The organism is Paenibacillus sp. IITD108, assembly GCF_036541265.1.
Classification (GTDB): Bacteria; Bacillota; Bacilli; order Paenibacillales; family Paenibacillaceae; genus Pristimantibacillus.
Map to the genome: position 1 here is coordinate 15,160 of NZ_JAZHCT010000006.1, position 24,901 is coordinate 40,060.

The following is a 24,901-nucleotide window of genomic DNA, read 5'->3' on the forward strand; positions in this document are numbered from 1 at the left end:
GAAAACATTTTCAATTTTCATATTGACAGCCCGTAATGTAATCGGTTAAAGTTGAATTGCATACAGGTAAAATACAGGTATTAAGAGGTGGGTCTATTGTGACAAAATTAGTAAACAGAATGAAGCGGGAAAAATTTATTTATCTCTTGCTGCTGCCCGGAATTTTATACTTTATTGTATATCGCTACATTCCAATGGCCGGGCTAGTTATAGCCTTTCAGGATTACAATCCGTTTGTCGGCTTTACCGGCAGTGATTGGGTAGGATTGAAGCACTTCAAACATCTATTTGACAGTCCCGAAGTAATCCGAGTGCTTACCAATACGATTCAAATATCGTTATTGCAAATCTTTGTTGCATTTCCAGTTTCCATCATTCTCGCACTTATGCTTAACGAACTTCGCAACGAAACCTATAAACGTTTTATTCAATCGATGGTTTACTTGCCTCACTTCTTATCATGGGTAGTTGTTGTTGGAATATTTGTGGTGTTCCTGCGTGGAGAAGGTTTGATTAACTCAGTACTTACCAGCATGGGATTGGAAACGATTCCATTCCTGACGGATCCGGCTTTCTTCAAGCCAATCGTCATTCTTCAAGTTATTTGGAAAGAAGCCGGCTGGGGAACGATTATTTTCCTTGCTGCACTAGCAGGCGTCAATCCGCAATTGTACGAAGCAGCCGTCATTGATGGCGCATCGCGCTGGAGACAGCTATGGCATATTACTTTGCCTGCCATTCGCAGCGTTATTATCATTCTCTTTATTCTAAGACTAGGCAACGTAATGGAAACAGGCTTCGAGCAAATCTTCCTAATGCTAAATCCATTTAATATGGACTCCGGAAACGTGCTTGACACTTATGTTTACTTTAAAGGTATTCAGCAAGGCAATATCAGTTTTGCAACTGCTGTAGGCATGTTCAAGGGATTAGTAGGACTTATTCTTGTAGTCGGCGCAAATCGACTGGCCAAGAAATTTGGAGAAGACGGTTTATATTAATAACTGCTCCTGAATTTGGAGTAGAAGTAGGAAGAAGGCGAATACATTCATGAATAAAAAATCAGGGCTGGATCGAGTCGTTGATTTTATCAATATTATCGTCCTGGCAATTATAGCAGCCTTAATGCTGATTCCATTTGTACACATATTCTCTGTGTCATTCTCATCTTTGCAGGACGTCCTTCAAAAAAAGTTTATATTATGGCCGACGCATTGGGCCAGCGAAGCTTATCAAACTATATTTGCATCCGGTCACTTTATCCGTTCCCTATGGGTGACGGTATACATTACTGCTATCGGTACTGCAATCAGCTTGACGCTTACCGCTACAATGGCATACGGTCTTACACGCAACGTGCTTGGTCAACGCGTCATGCTATTGCTTGTAGTATTTACAATCCTGTTTAATGCAGGAATGATTCCCATGTATCTAATCGTTAAAGAAACGATGCTTATGAACAGCATCTTTGCCCTTATTATTCCAACGGCAATAAGCTCATTTAATCTTATCGTTATTCGTCAGTTTTTCCTAAGCATTCCAAATGAGCTTAATGAAGCTGCCTTAATTGATGGCGCTAACGAGCTAAGATCGTTCTGGTCCGTTATTTTGCCGCTATCCAAACCATCATTGGCTGCATTCGGTCTTTTCTACGCCGTTAACTATTGGAATAAATATTTTGAAGGTATTTTGTACCTTGATGATGCTGCCAAGTGGCCGATTCAAGTTGTACTGCGGCAAATCGTTATTTTGAACGAAACAACGTCCGCGATAGGCTCTGATGTCATGCTAATGCTAGAAAATCCGCCGCCTCCTGTAACGATACAAATGGCTGCCATTCTAGTTGCAACATTGCCAATATTATTAGTTTACCCGTTTGTACAAAAACACTTTGCCAAGGGGGTGATGATCGGCTCGGTAAAAGGTTAACACCAACAACGGCAATGCCGTTCAGCCTTGCAAGAGCAAATCACCGTATCCCTATACTTTGAAACATGTTTTATCAGGTTTAAACATTATGCTTACAAATTAATGGAGGGGATCTAGACAATGAAGTTTAAAAAATCTCTTATGCTTGCAGCAGCAGCAACGCTGGTATTTACAGCAGCTTGTTCATCCAAGCCGGCACCAGCGCCTTCAAGCTCGCCAAATGCCAGCGAAGGAAGCAGCTCGGCAGCACCTGAAGAAACCAAAAAACCTGAAGAAAAATACAAAATTACCGGTGCAACATACATCTTCGGCAATCCGCCGCCAAAAGACGGCCGCGGCCAGCAAATGCTGAATGAAAAATTCAACGTTGATTATTTTGCAGAAAAAATACCTAACGAAAACTTTGTAGAAAAAATTACAGCCATGGTTGCTGGCGGCAACATGCCGGACCAAATCGCTTTCCGTAATACGAATATGGATCTATTCAACCGTTGGGCGAACCAAAAAGCATTTTTACCGCTTAACGATTTCATCGAAGAGTTTGACTACTTGAAGGAAATTCCGGATGAGCTGTGGCTTCCATTCACAATTGACGGCAAAATCTACGGTATCCCTACTTGGGCGCCGGTAGAATCGCAATCCTTCTTCGTACGTAAAGACTGGCTCGATAACCTGAGCCTACCAGTTCCAACTAGCTACGAAGAGCTGAAAGAAGTAGCGATCGCGTTTACTAAAAACGACCCGGATAAAAACAATAAAAACGACACTTACGGTCTGGCAATGGGTCAAGACATTAACCCTACCTTCTCTATGGGACCTTACTGGCAGCATGATACTTGGTATCACCAAGATGCTGAAGGCAACTACATCCCTGGTTTAATTTCCGAAGGCAGAAAAGATCTGATTCAATTTTTTAATGATCTGTACAAAGAAAAAGCAATTACAAATGATTTCGCAGTTGTGAACTGGGCTGACACGAACAATGAGTTCTACTCCGGCAAAGCTGGCGTCTTTCTAATTGCGCCGCGCGGTATGTCCCAAGACTATATGAAGGCTCTTCTTGAAATTAATACAGGCGCTGAGTTCGTGGTTCTTGAGCCATTCAAAGCACCGGACGGTTCTCAAGGCTTTACAGCAGGCACCGGCTTCGCCAAAATGCTTGCAATTAACGCCAAGCTTGCTGACAACCCGGATAAAGTTCGCAAAATGCTGGAAATTCACGGTTTCTCTCGTCAATACTACCAGCCGTCCAAAAACTCTTCGGACAATAAAGACTTTGACTGGTTCTACGGAAATGAAGGTGTAGGCTACAAGCTTGATGAGAACAAAGTGCGTGTTGCTCTAAATGATCCTGCAGCAGGTACGGAGCCATTCTTGTACTTCCTTGACAACACGAACTGGATTACAGCTAATGATGACCCTGAATATCCGAATGCTTATGCCGTTCCACAATTAAAGGAAGCTACACAACAGCTAGTTGATATCAACAAAAAGTTTAAGCTTTACTATCCACCTCATGTAGGCATTATCTCCCCTGCTGAAAGAGAAGTTGGTGCTGAATTGCAACAGTTCCTTATGAACGAGCAAACAAAAATGATTACCGGCAACCGCCCTATCTCTGATTGGGATGCTGTAGTGAAAGAATATATGGATCGCGGCGGCTCCAAAATTATTGCTGAATACAACGCTGAAATCAAAGCTCGCGGCTACACAGAGCGTATCTGGAAGTAAGCCTGCATTATTCAAAAAATATGTTGGGCTTTGTAAGCCCAACATATTTTTTATCATCAAATCCAAAGGTTGTGACAACGATGCCTATGGCTCGAATAGGAGTATGGATAGACAAAGAAGCTGAGGAACATAGACACCGCTATGGCGTCAACGTCTTTCAACATTATATTCAAGAAGTGCTGAATCATAGAGGCATTGCATTTGCTGTTATTGATTCCGCATCGCAAATTAAGCTTGAAGAGCTTGATATCGTCATTGCTGCACTTCCAAGCGAAAGCAAGGATGATGCAGAATTCGTATGGGATTACATGCAGCAAGGCGGTATCGTCATCTCGCTTGCCAATCTTTCTGCATTTGCTAATCGGCTGGGCTTTCGCCCTGCAAGGGCAATTACAACAGGATATGCCAACCTAAAAGCTGCATGGCTAGCTGAATCCACTCCCCTGCTTCGCGGATTCGATTACAAGCCTTGGGCTTCTTTGGAGCTTCAAGGGCAAGGAGAGGCTATCGGAAGTATTCATGAGCATGAGCCCGATGGCAAGCATGCAGGTTCTGTATTAAACAGCTTTCCGGTTGGCAATGGCCGATTTGAACGCTGGGCAATCGATATTCCGGCGGCTGTAGTCAGATTGCAGCAAGGAGCTGTGCCGATCGTAACGGATGGCATCCCTGCTCCAGACGGAACAGGTGCGGTAGATGACTGGATTTTGAAAGCTGACGATGATTTGCAGCAGGACTGGGAATACGATCGCCTTGCAACTGCGTCAGGCATGTCCTATTTTGCCTATCCTTACGCTGATTTTTGGAGAGACGCATGGATTGGGCATCTGCTTCATACCGCTGCCAAGCAAGGCCTGACAATCCCGTTTATCGGCTATTGGCCGGATGGAATCGAGCAGGTTGCTATGATCTCGCATGACAGCGATCATAATATCGATGAATCGGCTGAAATTACGATGAAGGTTTTAAAAGAAGAAAATGTGCAGTCGACCTGGTGCATGATCGAACCGGGCTATTCCCCGCATATATACGATAAAATGAGAGAAGACGGTCACGAGGTAGCATTCCATTATAATGCACTTCCTCTGGACAAAGGGTTTTGGGACGAACAGGAGTTTGAAAGACAGCTGAACTGGCTGAAATCAGCAGCTCATATGTCTGAAGTAACCTCAAATAAAAATCACTATACGCGCTTTGAAGGCTGGGGCGAGCTGTTCGACTGGTGCGAACGCTATAATATCGCTTCTGACCAATCACGCGGGCCAAGTAAAAAAGGCAATATCGGATTTACATTCGGCACCTGCCACCCCTATTATCCGATTGCATGGTCCGATCAAAAAAACCGGATGTATAACGTTTTGGAAATTGGCTTCCTCACTCAGGATTTAGATCATAGCACGCTGGCAGACAGCAGTGTCATTGCGCCATTTCTCGAAGGAGTGAAGCAAGTGAACGGGGTTGCCCACTTCCTGTTTCATCAGGTTCATATTTTGCAGCAGCCTAAAGTAAGAGAAGCCATTATTTCTGTTATTAAACAATCAAAAGCCGCAGGCTTTGTATTCTGGACCGGAAAACAAATTACGGATTGGACGCAGGCCAAGCGCCAGCTGAAAATCAACAGCGTGAGCGATAATGGTGAAATTAAAGTGCTTAACCCGGCACAAGCGAGCAATGCGGTCGTGTGGACGCCAGTAATTTCCGGTCTCGATAATAGCGCTCAGAGCGAGCTGACGTTGATTTACGGCTTGCCTTGCAGAAAAACAATCATTAACTAAAATTCAACCATACTGTTATTAAATAGGATGAGGTGACTTACGTGGAGAAGGAAAACACTCTAGCTATTTTAGGCGGACAAAAAACGAAAACTACGCCATTTGGCACAGGCAAGCGTTTTGGGGAAGAAGAATTAAAGCAATTAGCTGAAGCTTTGGAGCAAAATACGCTCTTCTATCATTTCGGCCACAAGGTTCAGCAATTTTTGTCTGATTTCAACGCTATGTACCAAGTGCCTTATAGTGTAGCCGCCTCCTCAGGCACAGCAGCTATTCATGTAGCGCTAGGCGCGGCCGGTGTTACTGTTGGCGACGAGGTTATTACCAGCCCAATTACAGATCAAGGTACTGTGATCGGCATTTTATATCAAAATGCGATACCTGTTTTTGCAGATTTAGAGCCGAATTCGTACAATTTGGATCCCAAATCTGTTGAAGCGCGAATTACTCCTCGTACAAAAGCAATCGTTGTTGTTCATCTTGCTGGCAATCCATGCGATATGGATCCTATAATGGCAATAGCGAAGAAATATAATCTGAAAGTTATAGAAGATTGCGCACAAGCTTATTTAACGACTTATAAAGGAAAGCTTGTCGGCACAATCGGTGACTACGGCTGCTTCAGCACAAATGATTTCAAGCATATTTCCACAGGCGATGGCGGTATTGTCACGGTAAACTCCGGCCTTGAAGATGATTATCATCGCACCCATGCTTTCGCAGATAAAAACTATCGCCGCATGGGCAACGATCTTAACCGGACTCCAAGCAGCCTGGCGCCCAATTACCGCATGACAGAGCTGCAGGGCGCTGTCGGCATAGCACAGCTGAAAAAGCTGCCTTGGATTTGCGAAAGAAGAAACGTGCTGGGTGAAGCTCTAAATGAAGGCTTGCGCGATTTGGATGAGCTGACTGTCATGAAAATTCCTGCAGACAGCACTTGCACCTACTGGTTCTATATGTTCAGAATGAAAGACGGCGCTTTGAACTGCTCACGCGAGCAGTTTTGTGAAGCTCTTTCTGCAGAAGGCATTGCAAATCGCATGGGTTATATTCCTGACGTTGTGTACATGCAGCCTATGTTCCAAAATAAACAAGCCTACTTGGGCAGTCATTTCCCATTTGACCAATCTGATATTCAGTATAACCGCGGAGATTGCCCGGAGGCCGAAAATATTTTGCGCACTGCAGTACAAGTGCCTATTAGCGAGTTTTATAGCGACGAAGATATTCAAGAGACGATTGCGGCGATCCGCAAAGTCGTCCGCCATTATAAGAAACATTAATGAAGAAAGAGGTTGCCAGCATGGAATTTGTTGATTTAGGCATTCCAGTCGATGCTGTTGAATCCAGGACAGCAGCGGTATGCACCAATTTACAAGGAGAAAGCCGTATCGTTATTGCTGCCAAGGGCTTCCTGGTCGTCGTCCAGCCTGAATCAGGCGAGTGCCGGCAACTTCCCTTTCCTAACGAGCATGATGATTATCCCTATGATACGTTCAGCTGCAGCAAAGGTATGCTGTATATGGGCGCAGGCGTTATGTTCTATGCTTTCGATCCATTCAAGCTGGAATATGTGGCCGCTATGCAAACCGATGCTGCAGATGAGCTTTGCGGCTTCAGCTATGCAGAAAGCGCAGATGGGCTGATCTATGTGACGACCTATCCGCGCAGCCAGCTTTATCAATATAATCCTTCAACACAAGCATTCAAATCATTAGGCAGCGTTGACAGTGAACAAAAGTATCCGTCCCATATGGCAGTCGATAAGGATGGCTGGGTATACGTAGGAACTGGGACGGTACAGAAAAATATAATGGCTTTGCATCCGGAGAAAAATGGACAAATCAATCAGCTTCTGCCCGAGCAATATCGGGGTAACGGAATCGGACTTGTACGGCAAGGACCAAACAATCAAGTCTTTGCCCAAATGGGCGATGATTGGTTCCGGCTGCAAGAAGGGATTATTCGCGAAAAAATAGAAGAGATTATTCTTCCTCCCTCACTCTATCATGGCAGCAGCTTTAGCAAATTCCATAGACAGCTGCCTGGCAATTGGAAGCTCGTATCGCATAGCTTGTCCGACTATGAGCTCATTTTGAAAAACGATCAAACACAGGATGTAAAAGTAATAAAGCTTCAATACCAATCTAATGGCGCCATGCTATCGCCTCTCGTGATTGGACCCGATCAAATTATTTACGGCACCTCCAATCATCCGCTGCATTTCTTTTCCGTTGATCCAAAGGAAAAGAAGCCAGCGGCAACAAATTGGGGCGCTAAAGCTATCGAGCACGGCGCAGGCGGCAATATAGCAGCTTACGCTGTGCAAGGAAATATAATCGCTGGAGCCGCCTATACTCATGGAAGGCTTCACTTGATAGACACTTCAAAACCGCTTCAAATTGAAAATAACAATGCTGCTGGGCGCAATCCAAAATGCGTAACAGAGCATATAGAGATACATCGTCCGCGCAGCGCTGTCGCGCTCAGTGACGGAGAGCATATTGCTTATGGCGGTTTTCCAGGCTATGGCATGGTCGGCGGCGGTCTGGCAATCTATCATTTGCCAACTGGCAAGGAAGTCGTATTGCAGCATGATCAATTGGTAGCTAAGCAAAGTACAGTAGCGCTTTCCGAGATGCCGCAAGGCTTTATTATCGGTGGAACAAGTGTAGAAACGCCCGGCGGCGCTGAGCCGGCTTCCGATACAGCTTTTATTTATCAGCTGAATTGGCGTACACTGGAAGTCCATAAGCGCTGGGCGCTGCGCAGCGGTATTCGCGAATACTCTATGCTGCTGGTTGATGGGCTTGGCAGAATTCATACGTTAACATCATGCTCTAGATATATGGTATGGGATCCCGTGAATGAGCAGCTGCTTCACGAACAGGATTTATCTGCATGGGGCAGCATCGTCAGACAAAGCTGGCAGCTGGATAAAGAGGAAAATAAAATTTACGGCGTGTTGAGCAAAGGTATTTTCACTATTTCTTTAGCTACGCTGGAGCCAGAGCTGCTGGCCGTGCCGCCAGGCATTATTACGGCAGGTTTCGTCAAATATAAGCAACGATTATTTTTTGCAATTTCCACGCATTTGTGGAGCTATACGATTTGAATGAGGTGAAATTACGATGGGCTATACCCTGTCTGAGCTGACGGAGCATACCTTCCCCCGCTTGATTGATAATTGTCCTGACGCGGAGGCTTGGCATGAAAAGCGCAGCCGGATTGCACATAATTGGAACAAATATATTGGCTATATGCCTGAATTGATTGCTCCCGTCTATACGATCCATTCCGAACAACAAGAAAAGGACCATGTCAGGCTGCATTTATCTTATGATACAGGTTTTGGCGACCGGGTAACCGCCTTTTTGCTTGTTCCAGGCACTAGCGTCAAGCTTCATGGCGCACAGAAGAAATATCCGACGATCCTTGCCCTTCACCCTACCGATGCGCTTGGCAAGGCGGATATCGCTACTGAGCAAGGCAGAGACAATCGCCGTTACGCGCTGGAGCTGGTTGCCAGAGGCTACGTCGTGCTGGCGCCGGATACGATAACAGCTGGCGAAAGGATTTATGAAGGCGCAGAAGCATTTCAAACTGCTCCCTTCTATAAAGCCTTTCCTCAATCCACAGCTGTAGGCAAAATGATTCACGATCACCAGCAAGGCCTCGAGCTGCTGCAAACCTTCCCTTTTGTCGACAGCAGCCGGATAGGCGCTATTGGGCATTCGTTAGGCGCATATAATGCTTACTTCCTGGCGGCGGTTGATGATCGCATCAAAGCAGTCGTATCCAGCTGCGGATTTTGCCCCTTTATGCAGGACCCTGAACCGAACCGCTGGGGCCAGCGGGATTGGTTTTCACATATACCGGCTTTGACCGATGATATTAATAAGAATCAGATTCCATTCGAATATCACGAAATTATGGCACTAGCTGCTCCCAAGCCGATCTTCAACTGGTTTACACAAAATGATCGTATTTTTCCAAATTGGCAAGCAGCTGCCTTCGCTTCTCTGGACGTTCACAGATTATATGAATGGCTGGGCAAAGCGGAATGCTATACTTCCTTGCTAGGCAATGAGGGGCATGATTTCCCGGCCTCTATCCGTGAGCAAAGCTACCGCTTTTTAGACCATTGGTTGCAGGAAGATTTTAGTATATAATAGAAGGAAGCTGATTCAAAGTATAGGAGCGGGTTAATTGTGCTACGTAGAAAAGATGATTTCACCGTACGATATCAAAGATTTAAAGATGATCTCCGCGGCGAAATATTAAGCGGAACGATTAAACCAGATGAATTTATTTTACCTGAGAACACTCTTAGTGAGAAATATGAGCTTAGTCGTGTTTCCGTTCGCAAAGTGCTGGCCGAATTAGTTGAAGAAGGCCTTATTGAAAAAATTTCCGGCAAAGGAAATCGAGTCATCGCTCCGCAAAATGGCCTGGCTGTTAAAGAAACAATCAAGCTGGCCTGGTTCTCTTCTTCATACGAGATTGATATTGTTCGTGAAATCATTAAAAAGTATGAAGCGTCGCAGCCATTTGCCAATGTCGAGCTGACTATCATTTCTGAAGCCGGTTATATAGACACCCTTGTTCATATGATTGAAAGCGGCGAAGGCCCGGACGTCTTCATGGTATCGGACAGCCAATATCGGCAGCTGCTGGATATAAACAAGACGGAGCTGCTGCACCCTTATCTTTCGGATCATCTGAATCCGGAGACTGACAGCTATCCACAAATATTCGATCTGTTCAAATATGATGGCCAAACCATTATGACACCATTCTTGTTCTCGCCAGTCGTCATATGCTATAACGAAGCATTATTTGAGAAAGCAGGCATTAAGGAGCCATTCTCTATCGCCAACTGGCAAGAGCTGCTGGAAACTGCCAAGCAATGCACGATGGATCAGGATGGCGACAATCGAATCGATCATTTCGGATTTTGCTTCTCCTCCTCCCAGCATCGCTGGCCTGTATTTATGCTGCAGAACGAAGGCAGCATGGCCGCCGAGGATGGCAGCTGCACGATTAACAATCCCGGCACGATTGAAGCGCTGCAGTTCTGTCTCGATCTGATGTATAAGGATCAAGTTTCGCCCATCTATTCCCATGGCAGCGAATTTCTTGCCGAGACGATCTTCGTTAAAGAAAGAGTTGCAATGATACTCACTACTTACTACTTTATGAACGAATTCAGAGGCAGCTCAATCAGATGGAATGTAAGTGCTGTTCCAAAGCAGCGTACGGAAGGCACATTGCTGCTTGGCGGCGGACTCGGTATTAATAAGCATAGCAACCGCATCAAGCTTGTTCAAAGCTTCGTCGATTATATGGTTAACGAAGAAGCGCAAACGCTGATTAAGCAGATGGGCTGTACGATCCCGGCCCGCAAGCAGGTTGCCGAAAACGATAATTTGCTCAATCCGCAAATACATCCTAAGGACTACAATATTTTTAAGGAAATCCTTCCTTACGCCAAGCCGCTTGTCGACCTCCATCTGTCCATTAGCCAAATGGAGCGCATACGAGATGAAATGCAGCTGATGTGGATGAATATTGAAAGCCCTGAGGATGCGTGCGAGCGTATTGCAGAGCTTATTAATGAGAAGCCTGCCATCCATTCCTAACAAGATAAGCCCTCCTTAGACGTCAGTGTGAGCTGCAGTTTAAGGAGGGCTTTTTTAGTTTATCATTGACTAACCACTTAACGGCACCTGGTATATTCGTATTCAAGTTCATATTCAAGTTCATATTCATGTTAATGTTCTAGCTCATGTTCATGTAGAATACATCAAGTAAGCTACGCCCCTATGCCTTCTATACTGATTTCATGTAGTTAGTTTTGATAAAATTGGCTTTTTTGGAATTCTAAAAGGAAAAGATGCATGAAATGCATTTAGCGTCTTTTTTCGATAAGCCTACCAAAGGAAAAAGGAGATTTCGTATGTAGAACCTGAACTTTTCAACTTTGGGTTCCAATAATGAAGCGAAAATACATTATATTTCTCCATTTTGTTGCTATCAGCCCAAAATTCTGCGATTATGCAGGATTTATAGGGGTGTAAATCCCTTTTTAGATAAAAAAGAAAAAAATTATGTATATTTGCAGGGTCCCCTCTTCAAACTGAGTCAATTCTAAAAAAATGATGCACTTTTACAGGCTTACCCCTACCAGGTTACACCAGGTCGTACGAAGATACACTTGTTTCTATTCCAGCATTCGTCAGAGCGCCCAAACGTACTCACTTGTGCTTATCTAATGAAAATACGGATATTAAAATTAAATCTACTAACATTTAAATGTGTTCTGCTCTCTATGTATTCTATGAATCTGTGTTCTGCTTTCTATGATCTGTGTAATATATTCTATGTCTAGGTTCTATGGTCTGCGATCTGTGCCCTGTCTTCAGCCTTCTAGTATCCACTGCGGATGATCAAGCAGATTGCCCAGCACTAACGCTGCTGCGCCAACCAATGTTTGCTCGTTGCCATACGAAGACGGTTCGATTCGAATACGATCGACCATAAATTCATGCACGCGCGCCTTCACACTTTCTGTTACAGCATCCATATAGGGAACTATGTATGGGTAAAGCTTGCCGCCAAGCACAAGAACATCAGGATCATACACATTATACAAAGTAACTAGTGCTGCCTCCAGCATACGCAGTGTATCCTCCCACACCTTTACCGCCGCTGGCTTCTTCTCTCCAACCTCTTCCATAAAAACTGTAATGTCTCCCTCGTTACCCCACCGTCTCAAAATCCCGGGAATAGAAGCCAAGTCCTCCCAGCAGCCATGATTGGGACTAATGCCAGCTGCAGGCGCATCCAGCATCAGGCTCATCTGTCCAATCTGACCGTACAAACCGTTTGTTCCCCGCAATACATGACCGTTATGGATAATTCCCCCACCTATTCCCATACCCATCGATACGAATACAATGTTTTTGTCTTTTTTTCCGTCTTTGCTAATGCCGAGCCATCGTTCAGCCAGCGCTGACGTTCTCGAATCGTCCTCAATGATGACTCTCCTGCCAAATTTCTTCTCCAATACTGAACGAATGGGATAATGAGCCCAATTTCCAAAATTAGGAGGGCTTTGCAGCTTGCCTGCAGCCAGATCCATCGGCCCCGGTATACTTACGCCAATACCAATAATACTGTGATTATCCAATACAACCTGCTTCAATAACTTATGAACAAATGGCTCTACTAAAGCCAGCACTTCCTCTGGATCGTCCATCTCCTCCGTGCTGTATTCTACTTTTTCTATAATATGCCCGCTAAGATCACTCAAAGCTGCGCCGATCGATGTGCGGCTAATATCAAGAGCAATAATAAAATACCGGCTATTATCAAAGCGCAAATTAACACGTTTACGCCCAACTGATTCCGAAACAGCCTCCGACTCTTTAATCAACCCGTATGTGATAAGCTCATGCGTTAAATTTGTAATCGTGCCTGAAGTGAGACCCGTCAGCTGCACCAGCTCAATTCTCGACACGGCCTCATTTTCCCATATTTTGTACAATACATTAGATATATTATTGAACTTCACCTTTTGCAAATAGATTGCCTTCGATTCAGACATAGTTGTTTTCACCCTTATATACAAAATAAACCATTGTCGTTGCAAAGTACTTGTCGCAGTTTTCAACCGTGTGTACCTCCTTACAGTTTAACACAAGCATATCTTATCCGTATTCATACTGCCTTTAAGACTACTTAAAGACATACGCTTTTATTGTCGAGCTGTGTACGGGCAGTTACAATAGAGTCAGAAAGTAGAGACTTGCAGCCAGAAACTCAGCAAACTTCGTTAGAAAGCGGGGAGTAAAAATTGGGTTATACAGTAGCAGTCGTTGGTGCAGGAGGTATTTCAGCGCAGCATTTCGAGGCATGTCAAATGATGGATCAGCTGCAGGCGGTTGCCGTTGCTGATCTGTCTCAGGAGAGAGCAAATGATGTCGCACAGCGATATGGAATCAAGCCGTATACGGACTACAAACAGATGCTGGAGGTAGAAAAGCCGGATATCGCAGTCATTACGCTCCCTCATTTCCTTCATAAGGAGGCTGCCTTATTCGCTGCTTCGCAAGGCTGTCATATCCTATTGGAAAAGCCTATGGCAATGAATGCGGCAGAATGTGACGATATTATTGAGGCAGTAAAAGCTGCAGGTGTCAAATTGATGATCGGACATACGCAGCATTATATCCCGGAAAATCTGGCAGCCAAAGCTATTATTGATTCCGGAGAGCTGGGCCAGCTCGTTATGATCCAAGATACGCGACATGTTAATTATTACGCGGATAAAAGACCTGCATGGTTTTTCGAAAAAAACAAAGCCGGCGGAGGCATCTTCATGAATCTCGGCTCGCACTCCATTGATAAAATTCAACTGCTCACTGGAAGCCGAATTGTAGAAGCAAAAGCATCCGTAAGCTATTACGGAAGCAAAGGCGATATCGAAGGAAGCGGTATTGCATGGGTGAGAACAAAAAGCGGCATTCCAGCAACGATATGCCAATCCGGCTATAAAGGCGCATCAAAAAATGAGACAGAAATCATATTTACCGATGGAAAGCTAAAGCTGCTCACAAGTGAAAGCTTATGGATCAGCAAAGATCAAAAATATGAAGAAGTCACTGTCGACCGCTCCACTCCACCCTTCGTCCTGCAATTTAATGATTTAATTCGATACATAGAGGAAGGTATCGCGCCAAGCGCTTCGATGGAGTATTCACGCAGCATCATTGCCGTTGTGGAAGCGATGTACCGTTCTGAGGAAACGAGTCACGATCAAGCGATTGCCGATTAAGGATTGCCTTAGCAGCAGCCGCATGATAGTATCAAGCCAAGTATGATTAATGTATCCATTAGTTCTGCTTGGGGGCGAGCTTTATGCTTATAGTGAATCGAAGCGACAAACGACCGATTTGGCAGCAGTTGCTGGACCAAGCCATTCATAATATAACAACCGGCAAATGGCCGCCTGGAGAATTGCTGCTTCCTACTCGTGAGCTCGCTGAGCAAGTTGGCGTATCCCGCTCCACTATCCAGATTGTGTACGAAGAGCTGTTTAGCCGGGGTTATACCGTTACTTCAAGGCGGGGCGGAACAAGAATAAGCGATTGGACATATTTGAGCAGCTTCAGGGACGCCAATTCCGAGCAAGAGCCGGCATCGCCTGAGCTGCCTGATCTGAAGGATGCCTTGGGACAATTTCAAAATTGGTTTCGAGGAAAGCCTGAGCACCCTGTTCATATCGACTTTACTCCGCATGAGCCTTATTTGGACGAGCAATTTCAAAAAAACTGGCGGCATGCCTTTAATAAAGCAGCTGCTGCAAATGATGTCTCCGTCTGGTCCTATGGCAACACGTTCGGATATTTGCCGCTGCGCGAGCAAATTCAGCGCTATCTGTCGCTAGAACGCGGCATTCACGTTCATACCGATCAAATCATGATTACATCGGGTGCACAGCATAGCATGGATTTGATCGCACAGGCGCTCTTACATGAAGGCGATGTCGTATCTGTTGAGGATCCGGGCTTTCCAGCTGCCTGGATTACGATGAATAACAGGCGGATGAATGTCATATCTGTGCCTGTAGATGAGTATGGATTGCAAGTGGATCGAATTGACCCGCGAACGAAGCTTGCCTTTGTTACGCCTTCCCATCAATGTGCCGCAGGCGTCATTATGACGGAGCCGCGCAGGCAGCAGCTGCTTCATATGGCATCGTCGAAGCAATTCTGGATCGTTGAGGATGATTATGACAGTGAATTCCGATATCGAGGAGATCCGCTGCCCACCTTGTTCAGCCAGCAGCCGCACAATACTTTGTATATGATGAGCTTCTCCAAAATGGTTGCACCAGGTATTCGCATGTCGGCGATTGTTGGACCAAAGGCTGCCATCCGCCAATTAGGACATATTCACGAACTGACCTATCGTCATCTTCCTATTATGGAGCAAATAACACTGGCTCATTTCATTGACCGCGGTCATTTCATGCGCCATATGCGGCGGGTTCGCAACATCTATCGCCGCAGGCATGAAGCGATGTCACGAGCGATTATCGCAACTGGCCTGGCTGATCGTTTTCGATTAAGCGGCGTAGAAGCTGGTTTGCATATGCTGCTGGAGGCAGAGGAGTCATTTGATGAGGAATCGGTTACGAACGAGGCGCTCAAGCAGGGCATACGCGTGTATCCGCTCAGCACATACTGCCTTGAGAGTAATCGTAAAGGCTGGGTGCTTGGCTTTGCCAAGGTTGATGAATCACAAATCGAAGAAGGTATTTATAAATTCGCAGAGCTGCTTCTACAATAGAAGCAGCTCTTTATGTTACAACTATTTACTGGCCGCGATCCTGCATTCGCTCATGCTCTCTCAAGCTTGATATTTCAATTCCTTTCATCGGTGTTCCCAAGTTTTTCGATACTTTTGCAATTAATGCAAAGTCATCATAATGTGTTGTAGCTTCTACGATCGCGCGTGCGAACTTTTCTGGACTATCAGACTTGAATATGCCTGAGCCTACAAATACGCCGTCAGCGCCCAGATGCATCATCAAGGCAGCATCGGATGGCGTCGCTACGCCGCCCGCAGCAAAGTTGACGACTGGCAGCTTGCCAGTTTCATGTACCTTGAGCAGCAGCTCATACGGAACGCCAAGCTGTTTGGCTTCATGATAAAGCTCATCCCTGGAAAGCGACTGCACCTTGCGAATTTGTCCATTCACCAGGCGCAAATGCCGCACAGCCTCGACAATGTTGCCTGTCCCCGGCTCCCCTTTCGTGCGCAGCATAGCCGCTCCCTCCTGTACGCGGCGCAGCGCTTCGCCAAGATCTTTGGCCCCGCACACAAAAGGAACGGTAAATTCTTTTTTGCTAATATGAAAAATATCATCCGCTGGCGTCAGCACTTCACTCTCGTCGATATAGTCTGCTCCTAAGGCTTCAAGCACTTTTGCCTCTACATAGTGGCCAATCCGCGCCTTGGCCATAACTGGAATAGAAACAACCTTCATAACCTCTTCCAAAATCGTCGGATCAGCCATACGGGCAACTCCCCCGGCCGCACGAATATCGGAAGGCACCCGCTCCAGCGCCATAACTGCTGTAGCGCCGGCTGCTTCTGCAATTTTAGCTTGCTCCGCATTCATAACGTCCATAATGACGCCGCCTTTTTGCATTTCTGCCATGCCTCTTTTTACTGTATCTGTACCTGTATTCATTTGTATTTCCCCCTGTTTTTTAGGATAAATGCTTTATGTTATTTCATTTAATCGTCAATTCGAGCATGCTCATTCCAATAATAGCTGTCAGGCAAATAGCGCTGCCCGAATACGCTTGTCCCGACTCTAATAATCGTAGCCCCCTCTTCGATAGCTACCTTGAAGTCGCCTGACATTCCCATAGACAGAACGTCCATTTCAACACGAGGGAAATTTCTGCCTATAATTTGCTCTTGAATGGACCTCAGCAAGCGAAAGCAATGCCTCGTCTCATCGTTTGTGGCGTTGAGTTTTCCAATCGTCATCAAGCCTTTAATGTTCAATGTATCAAACTGTGCTAATTGCTCCACCAGCTCGAGAGCCATCTCTGGCGGTGCGCCGAATTTGCTCTCCTCATAGGACGTATTGATTTGTACTAAAATATCCATCGTCCTGTTTTCTTTTTGCAACTGCTGATGCAAGGCCAGACCTAATTTCAACCGATCAACGGAATGGATCATCGTCACATACTTAACAACATCCTTAACCTTATTCGTCTGCAGATGGCCGATAAAATGCCACTCCACTTTATTGTATTGCTCCATAAGCGGGAATTTGCCGCGCAGCTCCTGGGCTTTATTTTCGCCAAATAGCACTTCACCCGCTTGCATCGCAATTTTCAGCTTTTCCAATGTAACGGTTTTTGTCGCCAGCAAAAGCTTAACTTCCTCAATGTTCCGGCCTGCAGCATGGCACGCCGCTTCCATCTCGCGCTTTACTGTTCTAAGATTTTCGACTACGAGATGCTCCATATTCTCTCCACCCTTCCTATCTATCTGCATACAAAGGAGTATGCTGCCGCTTTTCCTGTTCCAACTGTTCTACAGGCTGCAGTACACGCTCCAAAGCAGCTAAAAACGTATCATTTTGCTCGGTACTGCCAACCGAAACCCGTATACAGGATGGGAAGCCAAGTGCATGACCTCCGCGCACAATAATTCCTTTTTCCAGCAGTTCCTGGAACACTTCCTCAGCCGGACGCTTAACATCTACCAATACAAAATTGGCATGCGATTCATAATAGGACAAACCTAAACGGTCAAACCCGGAGTAAAGCTGAATGAGACCTTGCCAATTACGCTTTCGGCACTCGGTAATAAAAAACTGATCCTCAAGTGCAGCCAGTGCTGCCGCCTGCGCGAATCTGCTCGTATTAAAGGGCTCTCTTACCTGCTGAATCGTTTGAATAACATCCGGCCGACCAATTGCATAGCCAATACGCATAGAAGCAAGCCCGTATATTTTAGAAAAGGTTCTTAAAATAACGAGATTCGGATATTCATTTAGCAAGCTTAGCCCTTCCGGGTAATCTGCGCTATTGCAATATTCATTATAAGCTTCATCCATAACGACGAGCACATTTGAGGGTGCTCGCTTTAGAAAGCTTTCCACCTCAGTCTGTGTCACAATCTTGCCGGTCGGATTATTCGGATTACAAATCCATACGATCTTGGTTCGGTTTGTAATTCGTGCCAGCATCCCCTCCAGATTTTGCCGGCCGTCTGGCGTAAGCGGAACTTCGATACAAACCGCGTTTTCTATCTCTGAATTATGCTTGTACTGAGGGAAGGTAGGCACCGACATAATCGTTTCATCCCCTGCCGCCAAATAAGTGCGAACCAGCATCAATATAATTTCATCGGAGCCTGCGCCGCAAATAATTTGCTCAGGCTTTACGTGTAATTTTTCAGCAAGCTTATGCGTTAGGTTATAGGCTCTACCGTCCGGATACAGGTGAGTATGCTCCAGTTCCTTTTGGATTGCTTCCATAGCTTTGGGCGAGCTGCCAAACGGATTTTCATTGGATGCCAGCTTGACGATATCCGTTAAGCCGTACTGTCGCTTAACCTCATCTATCTGCATGCCAGGCTGGTAAATAGGCAGTTGAGCAATATTGGGTTTGGGCTTTAGCATGGTTATTATACCTCCTGTCATTTCGCGCTGATGCCGATTCTTGGAAAGTCTCGATGCGTTGACACGAGTATATCAGTTAATGGATATAATAAAACGGTCCAAAATGAAGTTGCTGAGCAATCCATAACTTGAATAAGCTATCAAAAAAACGCCTGATCGGCGTCTTTTAGAATGGCGCATTTGTCGCCATTATTTATGATTTCAGGCTTCTAAATGTAATATCTTATTAAGCCAGTGTTTTTAGCTGCTCCTGTCTAACCTCGCCATCCAATGGTTCGCCGTTCAAGTATCTTTCCAGCTCGCGAACCGCATATTCTCCAATTCTATACAAGCCATTATTGACCGCTCCTGCAATATGAGAGGTTAAAATAACATTCGGAAGGGTACGGAACGGCGAACCGACCGTTGGCGGTTCTGGATTGGTAACGTCCAGGCAAGCGAAAAATCTTCCTTTTTGAAGCTCTTCAATCAGGTCCTCCTCATCTATTAAAGCACCTCTAGCTGTGTTGACGATTACGCAATCGTCCTTCATCAATGAAAACGCCCGCTTATTAAACATTTTCTCCGTCTCAGGCAACGTCGGAGCATGAATAGAAATTAAATCCGAAGCAGCAAGCAGTTCATCCAGTTCAACCTTTACTCCGCCAAGCTCTGCGATTTGCTCTGCTGAACGAACGGGATCATAGACCATAATATCGACATCGAAATGGCGTAAAAGATTAATATAATAGATGCCTGCGCGACCTGCGCCAACTACGCCTATTTTCAGCCCATACAGTTCACGGACTCGATTCAACTCGCCCCAGCCGCCGGCTTTCGTATGATCAACAATTCTCCACATATCCTTAAGCGCGCTTATCGTAAGCCCAAGCGCCGTCTCGGCAACGCCTTTTGCCAATGGATCATTGCAGGAGATAACACGGATGCCTTTGTCATACATCTCATCGGATACGAGCCCCTTCACGGTTCCTGCGGCATGCAGCACTAGTTTCAAATTAGGTGCTTGGCCGAGAATCTCTGCATCCAGCTTGTCTACTCCCCAGGAAGTAATCGCTATATCAGCATCCTTTATTTGTGCAATTAATTGCTCTCTTGTTAAGAAATCTTCCCATTGATGCAGTACAACATCCCCAAGCTGACGAAGCTTGTTCATATGCGACTCGTTAAACACGCGGTCAATTAACGTCTTTCTTTGTAAAAAAACAATTTTCAGTCTGCTCAAATCGCTTCACCCGTCCTTTATTGATCTTATATGAATAGCAAATGAAATCTTTTTGACAATGGGTCACTTAGGGTCATTATATTTATTATCTTACCAAAATGTCAACCGTAATTTTTTATAAAAATATGATCCAGTAGATCAAAATCTGATATAATAAACATGTATGAAAACCATTTGAACCTATAACAGCAATTTATGAATAGAGCTAGGAGAAAGATCATGGATAACAATAAACAGACAAAGCAAGCTCCCGTCAGACCTACTTCAAGATTCAGACTGGAGGCTATGCTCACCACGCTTCGAGAAGAGATCGTAAGCGGAACTAGACAAATCGGCAGCTTCCTGCCATCCTTGCCGGAGCTCGGAGCCGAATACAGCTTAAGTAAAAATACGCTTCGTAAAGGGCTCGAAGTGCTTGTTCAAGAAGGGCTGATCGAGAATATCCCGCGGATTGGCGCAAAGGTGATCGCAAACAGCAGCACGAGTGTAACAACAATTAAATTCGGTTACTATCAATCGCTGCTTAATGAAGCCAAAATTTTACACTTGATTGATCAATTCCATCAGCAGCAGCCTAATATTCGAGTAGTGCCAATTCGTATTAATGATCCCGCCAAGTTACAGAAATCTGCGCTTGAGGATTTATTGCCAAATCTTGATTTGCTTACGATTAATTTGACTGACTATGACCACCTGCCAACTAAAGAGCAGCTACTAGAGCCATTAAATCTGTCGGATGATGTTTACTCCTTTTTGCAGGAGCCATTTTTAAAGGATGACTGTTTATATGTACAGCCTTTTATTTTTAGCCCACTAGTCCTTTGCTACAACAAAGAGCATCTGCGGGAAAAGCATGTTCCCGAGCCGAATAGCAGCTGGACCTGGGAGGATGTTCAGCGCTGGGGCCGTGCCTTGTCCGAGCCGCCCGGACGCTACGGCTTGTTTTTTCATGTACCATCAGAAAATCGCTGGCCGATCTTTTTAATGCAAAACAATTTCAGCTTCAGACCAAATGATGCTTATACAAGCCTCGATGATCCTTTATTTCGGCAAAGCTTTGAGCAATACAACAGGCTGATTCAAGACGATCAGCTATTTCCGAATTACTTTTCAGAAAATGATGCCGATGTGGAAACGTTGTTTTTAAATGAAAAAGTTTCGATGATTATTGCAAGCTATTTGCGATTAAATGCTATTTCAGAAGCTGCCTTTGAATATGACATTTCACCGCTGCCCTACTTGAATGATCCGAAAACGTTGCTAATTATTATCGGGCTTGCTGTTAGCAAAGCTTCAGACCAAAAACCGGCCGTCAAAATGTTTTATGACTTTTTAATGTCTTATGATTCACAGCTGTATATCAGACAGCAAACATTAAGTATTCCTGCGCTCGCTTCAGCCGCAGAATGGTCGGGCAAAGAAAAGCTGAAAAACAGGCCTTCGCGGTTTTCGATGTATCGCGAGATTATTCCGACGTTTTCAACCTACAAGGAGTTGAATATAGCGTCTGAGCTGCTTATGCTCATTCGTGAAGAGCTTAAATTGTATTGGGCTAAAATGGTTAGCTGGGAGGCTGTTGTTGAACGAATTAAGCTGAAGATAAAGGCACAGCTTGAAGCGCATGACAGTAAATCGTAGAGTAAAGCCGAGGGCCGCGACAAAAAATAACAATCGTTTAAAAAAGGGGCCATCCCCGTCATGTTCATGACTTATAGGACAGCCCCTATTTATTTTATAAGCAACAATTATTACTGCCTTTCATTTAAGGCTGAATTTCGTAAATTTGGTAAATCTCATCCAACATCAGATTTGCAGCAAGCACGCCGCCAGCCGTGTTCCAAATCGCATCGCTCACGCGAATCGCTTTGTTATTTTTCACTGCATCAAGGCTTTGCCATAGCGGATCCTTCAGCATTTCCTGCTCCATCTCCGTGCCTTTGCCGTCTCCTGTTTCATAAGTAAAGTAGAAGATAAGGTCTGCATCTGCTTCAGGCAAACGCTCTTTCGTAATTTCTTCAACAAAAGTGTCTGTATATTTGTCCTGGTGCTCTGGACGGGTAATACCCAGCTTAGAAAATGCCACACCAGTAAATGTATCTTTTAAGTAAATACGTGTTTTGCCTGCCATGAAACGAACAACTGATACTTTTTGATTCAGCTTGTCGCCAGCTTTTGCTTTAAAGTCAGCTGTTCGCTTATCATAATCAGCAATTATTCGTTCACCTTCTGCTTTTTTGCCAAGCGCATCTGCATATAGAATAAAGTTTGATTGCCATTCACCGCGCAATGTTTCAGAGAACACGGTTGGTGCAATTCCGTTTAATTGATCATAAACTTTTTCTTGACGCAATTTATTGCCAATAATCAAATCAGGCTCAAGACTAGCAATCAGCTCCAGGTTCGGCTGGCTTTCATCCCCAACGACGGTTACGCCTTCCATCTCTGCGCTAATATGATCATACCAAGGGTCTCCTGTCCATGACTTTACTGCTCCGACAGGCTTGACACCAAGTGCCAGCAAAGCTTCTGTTCCTTCATTAGTAAGGATTACGACACGGCTAGGTGTTCCTGTAATAGGTGTAGTGCCCATCGCGTGTGTAATTTGACGCGCTTCTCCTGCATTTGGACTGCTGCTCGGTTCAGATGAAGCTCCTTTATTATTGGATGTGCCTGATTGACCGCAGCCTGATGCGATAATTGCTATTGCCAGCATTGTTGCAACGGCCGTCCAGTTCATTCTTTTTTTAAGTACGGACAACATGATATTGCCAACTCCCTCTCCCTTATGAAAATCATTCTCAATAGTAACAAGCTAAATAATAATAACAAGCAACTTTTCTATTGTCAATATTAATTTGATAATGATTCTCATAATTATTGACACTGAGCCCATCTTAGCCTAGAATGACTAAAGTATTATTGCTTCTATTAATAACATCAAAGTAACTTTAACAGGATAAGAGGGAATTTTTGTGACGAATTCACTGCTTCATACGCGCAGTCTTAAAATAGTGGGGCTGCTGCTCGGAATCGTCTTATTTATCTGTGGGATGGTCTGCAGTGTGGCATTCGGAGTAACGAATATAAGCTGGAATACGATTGTTCAATCCTATACACAATTCAATGGTTCACAAGAGCATTTGATAGTACAGACAGCAAGAGTGCCGCGTGCTTTAATTGCTGCTTTTGCAGGAGGCGGCCTTGCCGTCGCCGGAGCGCTTATGCAGGGCATTACTAGAAATCCTATTGCATCTCCCAGCATATTTGGAATAAATGCAGGTGCTGCCTTTTTTATCGTTACAGGCTCGGCCTTCTTCGGCGCAAGCAGCATGTCCACCTTTGCCGGACTGGCATTTGCCGGTGCTGCGTTTACTGCGCTCATCGTCTATATACTCGGCTCGATTGGCAGCGATGGCCTGACGCCAATCAAAATAACACTGGCAGGAGCAGCCATGACGGCATTTTTCTCCTCCTTGTCATTAGGTATTTTGCTGACTGGCGGACAAACCTTTGACCAGGTTCTGTTTTGGTTTGTCGGTTCGGTTGCCGGCCGTGATTTGAGTCTTTTTACAACAGCTGCTCCATACATGGGCATCGCATTTGTTGGCGCTTATATTATTGCACGTCACATGAACCTGCTTGCGCTAGGCGAAGACGTTGCAACAGGCCTCGGCCAAAAAACAATTTTTATCAAGCTTGCTGCTGGTGTCATCATTGTTCTGCTTGCTGGGGGTTCGGTATCCATCGCAGGCCCCATCGCTTTTGTCGGCATAATTATTCCTCATATTACACGTTATTTGGTTGGCATTGATTACCGCTGGGTCATTCCGTATTGTGCTGTGCTAGGCGGCGTTCTGCTGCTTGCTGCTGATATTGGCTCAAGATATATTTCTTTTCCAAAGGAAGTTCCTGTTGGCGTCATGACAGCAATTATTGGTGTTCCTTTCTTTGTTTATATCGCTAGAAGAGGGGAGCGCGGTTAATTTGCAAGGTAAACTTATCATTCGTATTGCTGGCATGTCCTTTGCCATGGAACGCCGCACCTTAGTGATCATGGCTTCTCTTCTTATACTTAATATTGCCGCTATAATTGTATGTGTCGGGTTAGGGAGCAAAGTAATTCATCCCTTTGATGTTATCCGTACCCTGTTCGACGGGGGCGATTCAGCCGATAGCAGAATTATCAAAACGCTGCGCATGCCGCGTGTGCTTATTGCAGTTATGGTTGGCGCCGCGCTTGCAGTATCCGGGGCCTTGCTGCAAGGCATAGTACGTAATCCGCTGACCTCGCCGGACATAATTGGCATTACAGGCGGCGCTTCACTCGGTACCGTAATTTTCATACTATATTTTTCACATGTCAGCATTCGTTTTATGCCGATCAGTTCCATTGCGGGTGCTTTTTTTGCCGCATTTCTCATTTATTTATTTGCTTATCGGCGCGGCATAACGCCGCTTCGCCTCGTCCTGATCGGGATCGGCATGGCAACGGCTTTAACGGCCTTCACCTATATGCTCATTTTAACGGCTTCCTTTACGCCAACAGCAGTAGCGGTTAAAGCCTTCACATTTATGACAGGCAGCATATATGGCGTATCCTGGGAACGCGATGTGTACACATTGCTGCCCTGGATTGCCGTGCTTCTGCCTATCGCATTTATCTTCGCGCGGCATTTGAATGTGCAGGAGCTGGGCGATGATGTCGCGTCCAGCGTAGGCAGCTCTGTTCATGCCAAAAGAACAATTTTGCTCATCATAAGCGTTGCGCTTGCAGGAGTTGCAGTCGCCATCGGCGGTGCAATCAATTTTATTGGCCTGATGGCCCCTCATATTGCAAGAAAGCTTGTCGGTCCAGCCTATGGAGGCGTCATTCCGGTATCAGCGCTGATTGGTTCTTTAGTTTTGTTATTATCTGATCTTGTGGCAAGAGTGGCCTTTATTCCGCTGGATATTCCCGCGGGTGTGTTTACAGCAGCTATCGGAGCGCCATTCTTTATTTACCTGCTGTATCGCCACCGCAGATCGTGA

The 24,901-nt window shown here is 45.2% G+C and carries 19 protein-coding genes; 13 read left to right on the forward strand and 6 right to left on the reverse strand.

Annotation, left to right across the window (positions count from 1 at the left end):
• The first annotated feature begins 119 nt into the window (after window positions 1-119).
• The 8 genes from V1L65_RS06870 (at window position 120) to V1L65_RS06905 (ending at window position 11,077) form a co-directional block, all read left to right on the forward strand.
• Window positions 120-1,001, forward strand: a complete 882-nt coding sequence (locus tag V1L65_RS06870; RefSeq protein ID WP_331698540.1) for an ABC transporter permease — start codon at window positions 120-122, stop codon at window positions 999-1,001.
• A 49-nt stretch (window positions 1,002-1,050) separates the two neighbouring features.
• Window positions 1,051-1,929 (forward strand): carbohydrate ABC transporter permease, encoded by an 879-nt coding sequence (locus V1L65_RS06875; RefSeq protein ID WP_331698369.1) that lies wholly within the window; start codon window positions 1,051-1,053, stop codon window positions 1,927-1,929.
• A gap of 120 nt (window positions 1,930-2,049) precedes the next feature.
• Window positions 2,050-3,660 (forward strand): ABC transporter substrate-binding protein, encoded by a 1,611-nt coding sequence (locus V1L65_RS06880; protein WP_331698370.1) that lies wholly within the window; start codon window positions 2,050-2,052, stop codon window positions 3,658-3,660.
• Window positions 3,661-3,746: 86 nt separating this feature from the next.
• Window positions 3,747-5,435 (forward strand): hypothetical protein, encoded by a 1,689-nt coding sequence (locus V1L65_RS06885; RefSeq protein ID WP_331698371.1) that lies wholly within the window; start codon window positions 3,747-3,749, stop codon window positions 5,433-5,435.
• A 41-nt stretch (window positions 5,436-5,476) separates the two neighbouring features.
• The gene (locus V1L65_RS06890) at window positions 5,477-6,718 is read left to right on the forward strand and encodes a DegT/DnrJ/EryC1/StrS family aminotransferase (protein ID WP_331698372.1); all 1,242 of its coding nucleotides are present in this window, start codon (window positions 5,477-5,479) and stop codon (window positions 6,716-6,718) included.
• A gap of 20 nt (window positions 6,719-6,738) precedes the next feature.
• Window positions 6,739-8,550: a hypothetical protein gene (locus tag V1L65_RS06895; protein ID WP_331698373.1), complete on the forward strand. Its 1,812-nt coding sequence runs from the start codon at window positions 6,739-6,741 to the stop codon at window positions 8,548-8,550.
• Between the two features lie 16 nt (window positions 8,551-8,566).
• Window positions 8,567-9,607 (forward strand): dienelactone hydrolase family protein, encoded by a 1,041-nt coding sequence (locus tag V1L65_RS06900; protein WP_331698374.1) that lies wholly within the window; start codon window positions 8,567-8,569, stop codon window positions 9,605-9,607.
• A 39-nt stretch (window positions 9,608-9,646) separates the two neighbouring features.
• The gene (locus tag V1L65_RS06905) at window positions 9,647-11,077 is read left to right on the forward strand and encodes an extracellular solute-binding protein (protein WP_331698375.1); all 1,431 of its coding nucleotides are present in this window, start codon (window positions 9,647-9,649) and stop codon (window positions 11,075-11,077) included.
• Window positions 11,078-11,856: 779 nt separating this feature from the next.
• Here the strand turns inward: V1L65_RS06905 and V1L65_RS06910 are convergent.
• The gene (locus V1L65_RS06910) at window positions 11,857-13,110 is read right to left on the reverse strand and encodes an ROK family transcriptional regulator (protein ID WP_331698376.1); all 1,254 of its coding nucleotides are present in this window, start codon (window positions 13,108-13,110) and stop codon (window positions 11,857-11,859) included.
• A 183-nt stretch (window positions 13,111-13,293) separates the two neighbouring features.
• On the opposite strand from V1L65_RS06910, the gene V1L65_RS06915 reads away from it, so the two are divergent.
• Window positions 13,294-14,274 carry a Gfo/Idh/MocA family protein gene (locus V1L65_RS06915; RefSeq protein ID WP_331698377.1) on the forward strand — a complete coding sequence of 327 codons (981 nt, stop codon included), beginning with the start codon at window positions 13,294-13,296 and terminating at the stop codon, window positions 14,272-14,274.
• 83 nt (window positions 14,275-14,357) lie between these two features.
• Window positions 14,358-15,791 (forward strand): MocR-like pyridoxine biosynthesis transcription factor PdxR, encoded by a 1,434-nt coding sequence (gene pdxR, locus V1L65_RS06920; RefSeq protein ID WP_331698378.1) that lies wholly within the window; start codon window positions 14,358-14,360, stop codon window positions 15,789-15,791.
• Between the two features lie 25 nt (window positions 15,792-15,816).
• On the opposite strand, the gene pdxS is transcribed toward pdxR, so the two are convergent.
• The 4 genes from pdxS to V1L65_RS06940 all read right to left on the reverse strand — a co-directional run bounded on the left by pdxS (window position 15,817) and on the right by V1L65_RS06940 (window position 19,873).
• A complete protein-coding gene (pdxS, locus tag V1L65_RS06925; protein ID WP_331698379.1) occupies window positions 15,817-16,698 on the reverse strand; it encodes a pyridoxal 5'-phosphate synthase lyase subunit PdxS in 882 nt (293 codons plus the stop codon).
• Window positions 16,699-16,745: 47 nt separating this feature from the next.
• Window positions 16,746-17,489, reverse strand: coding sequence for a YggS family pyridoxal phosphate-dependent enzyme (locus V1L65_RS06930; RefSeq protein ID WP_331698380.1), 744 nt, complete (start codon window positions 17,487-17,489; stop codon window positions 16,746-16,748).
• Window positions 17,490-17,505: 16 nt separating this feature from the next.
• Window positions 17,506-18,651 carry a histidinol-phosphate transaminase gene (gene hisC, locus V1L65_RS06935; RefSeq protein WP_331698381.1) on the reverse strand — a complete coding sequence of 382 codons (1,146 nt, stop codon included), beginning with the start codon at window positions 18,649-18,651 and terminating at the stop codon, window positions 17,506-17,508.
• A gap of 226 nt (window positions 18,652-18,877) precedes the next feature.
• Window positions 18,878-19,873, reverse strand: a complete 996-nt coding sequence (locus V1L65_RS06940; protein ID WP_331698382.1) for a hydroxyacid dehydrogenase — start codon at window positions 19,871-19,873, stop codon at window positions 18,878-18,880.
• Window positions 19,874-20,092: 219 nt separating this feature from the next.
• Here V1L65_RS06940 and V1L65_RS06945 point away from each other — a divergent pair, with 219 nt between their 5' ends.
• Window positions 20,093-21,511, forward strand: coding sequence for an extracellular solute-binding protein (locus V1L65_RS06945; protein WP_331698383.1), 1,419 nt, complete (start codon window positions 20,093-20,095; stop codon window positions 21,509-21,511).
• Window positions 21,512-21,635: 124 nt separating this feature from the next.
• Here the strand turns inward: V1L65_RS06945 and V1L65_RS06950 are convergent, their stop codons facing one another.
• Entirely contained in the window at window positions 21,636-22,634 is a 999-nt protein-coding gene (locus V1L65_RS06950; RefSeq protein WP_331698384.1) for an ABC transporter substrate-binding protein, read from the reverse strand.
• 223 nt (window positions 22,635-22,857) lie between these two features.
• Between V1L65_RS06950 and V1L65_RS06955 the strand changes: the two genes are divergently transcribed.
• Window positions 22,858-23,856: a FecCD family ABC transporter permease gene (locus V1L65_RS06955; protein WP_331698541.1), complete on the forward strand. Its 999-nt coding sequence runs from the start codon at window positions 22,858-22,860 to the stop codon at window positions 23,854-23,856.
• A 34-nt stretch (window positions 23,857-23,890) separates the two neighbouring features.
• Window positions 23,891-24,901: a FecCD family ABC transporter permease gene (locus V1L65_RS06960; protein ID WP_432500467.1), complete on the forward strand. Its 1,011-nt coding sequence runs from the start codon at window positions 23,891-23,893 to the stop codon at window positions 24,899-24,901.

Bases quoted from the DNA above. Each gene is read 5' to 3' on its own strand.
- V1L65_RS06870 (WP_331698540.1), top strand. From the start codon at position 120: ATGAAGCGGGAAAAATTTATTTATCTCTTGCTGCTGCCCGGAATTTTA.
- V1L65_RS06945 (WP_331698383.1), top strand. From the start codon at position 20,093: ATGGATAACAATAAACAGACAAAGCAAGCTCCCGTCAGACCTACTTCA.
- V1L65_RS06950 (WP_331698384.1), bottom strand. From the start codon at position 22,634: ATGTTGTCCGTACTTAAAAAAAGAATGAACTGGACGGCCGTTGCAACA.
- V1L65_RS06930 (WP_331698380.1), bottom strand. From the start codon at position 17,489: ATGGAGCATCTCGTAGTCGAAAATCTTAGAACAGTAAAGCGCGAGATG.
- pdxS (WP_331698379.1), bottom strand. From the start codon at position 16,698: ATGAATACAGGTACAGATACAGTAAAAAGAGGCATGGCAGAAATGCAA.
- pdxR (WP_331698378.1), top strand. From the start codon at position 14,358: ATGCTTATAGTGAATCGAAGCGACAAACGACCGATTTGGCAGCAGTTG.
- V1L65_RS06875 (WP_331698369.1), top strand. From the start codon at position 1,051: ATGAATAAAAAATCAGGGCTGGATCGAGTCGTTGATTTTATCAATATT.
- V1L65_RS06960 (WP_432500467.1), top strand. From the start codon at position 23,891: ATGTCCTTTGCCATGGAACGCCGCACCTTAGTGATCATGGCTTCTCTT.
- V1L65_RS06895 (WP_331698373.1), top strand. From the start codon at position 6,739: ATGGAATTTGTTGATTTAGGCATTCCAGTCGATGCTGTTGAATCCAGG.
- V1L65_RS06900 (WP_331698374.1), top strand. From the start codon at position 8,567: ATGGGCTATACCCTGTCTGAGCTGACGGAGCATACCTTCCCCCGCTTG.
- hisC (WP_331698381.1), bottom strand. From the start codon at position 18,651: ATGCTAAAGCCCAAACCCAATATTGCTCAACTGCCTATTTACCAGCCT.
- V1L65_RS06885 (WP_331698371.1), top strand. From the start codon at position 3,747: ATGGCTCGAATAGGAGTATGGATAGACAAAGAAGCTGAGGAACATAGA.
- V1L65_RS06880 (WP_331698370.1), top strand. From the start codon at position 2,050: ATGAAGTTTAAAAAATCTCTTATGCTTGCAGCAGCAGCAACGCTGGTA.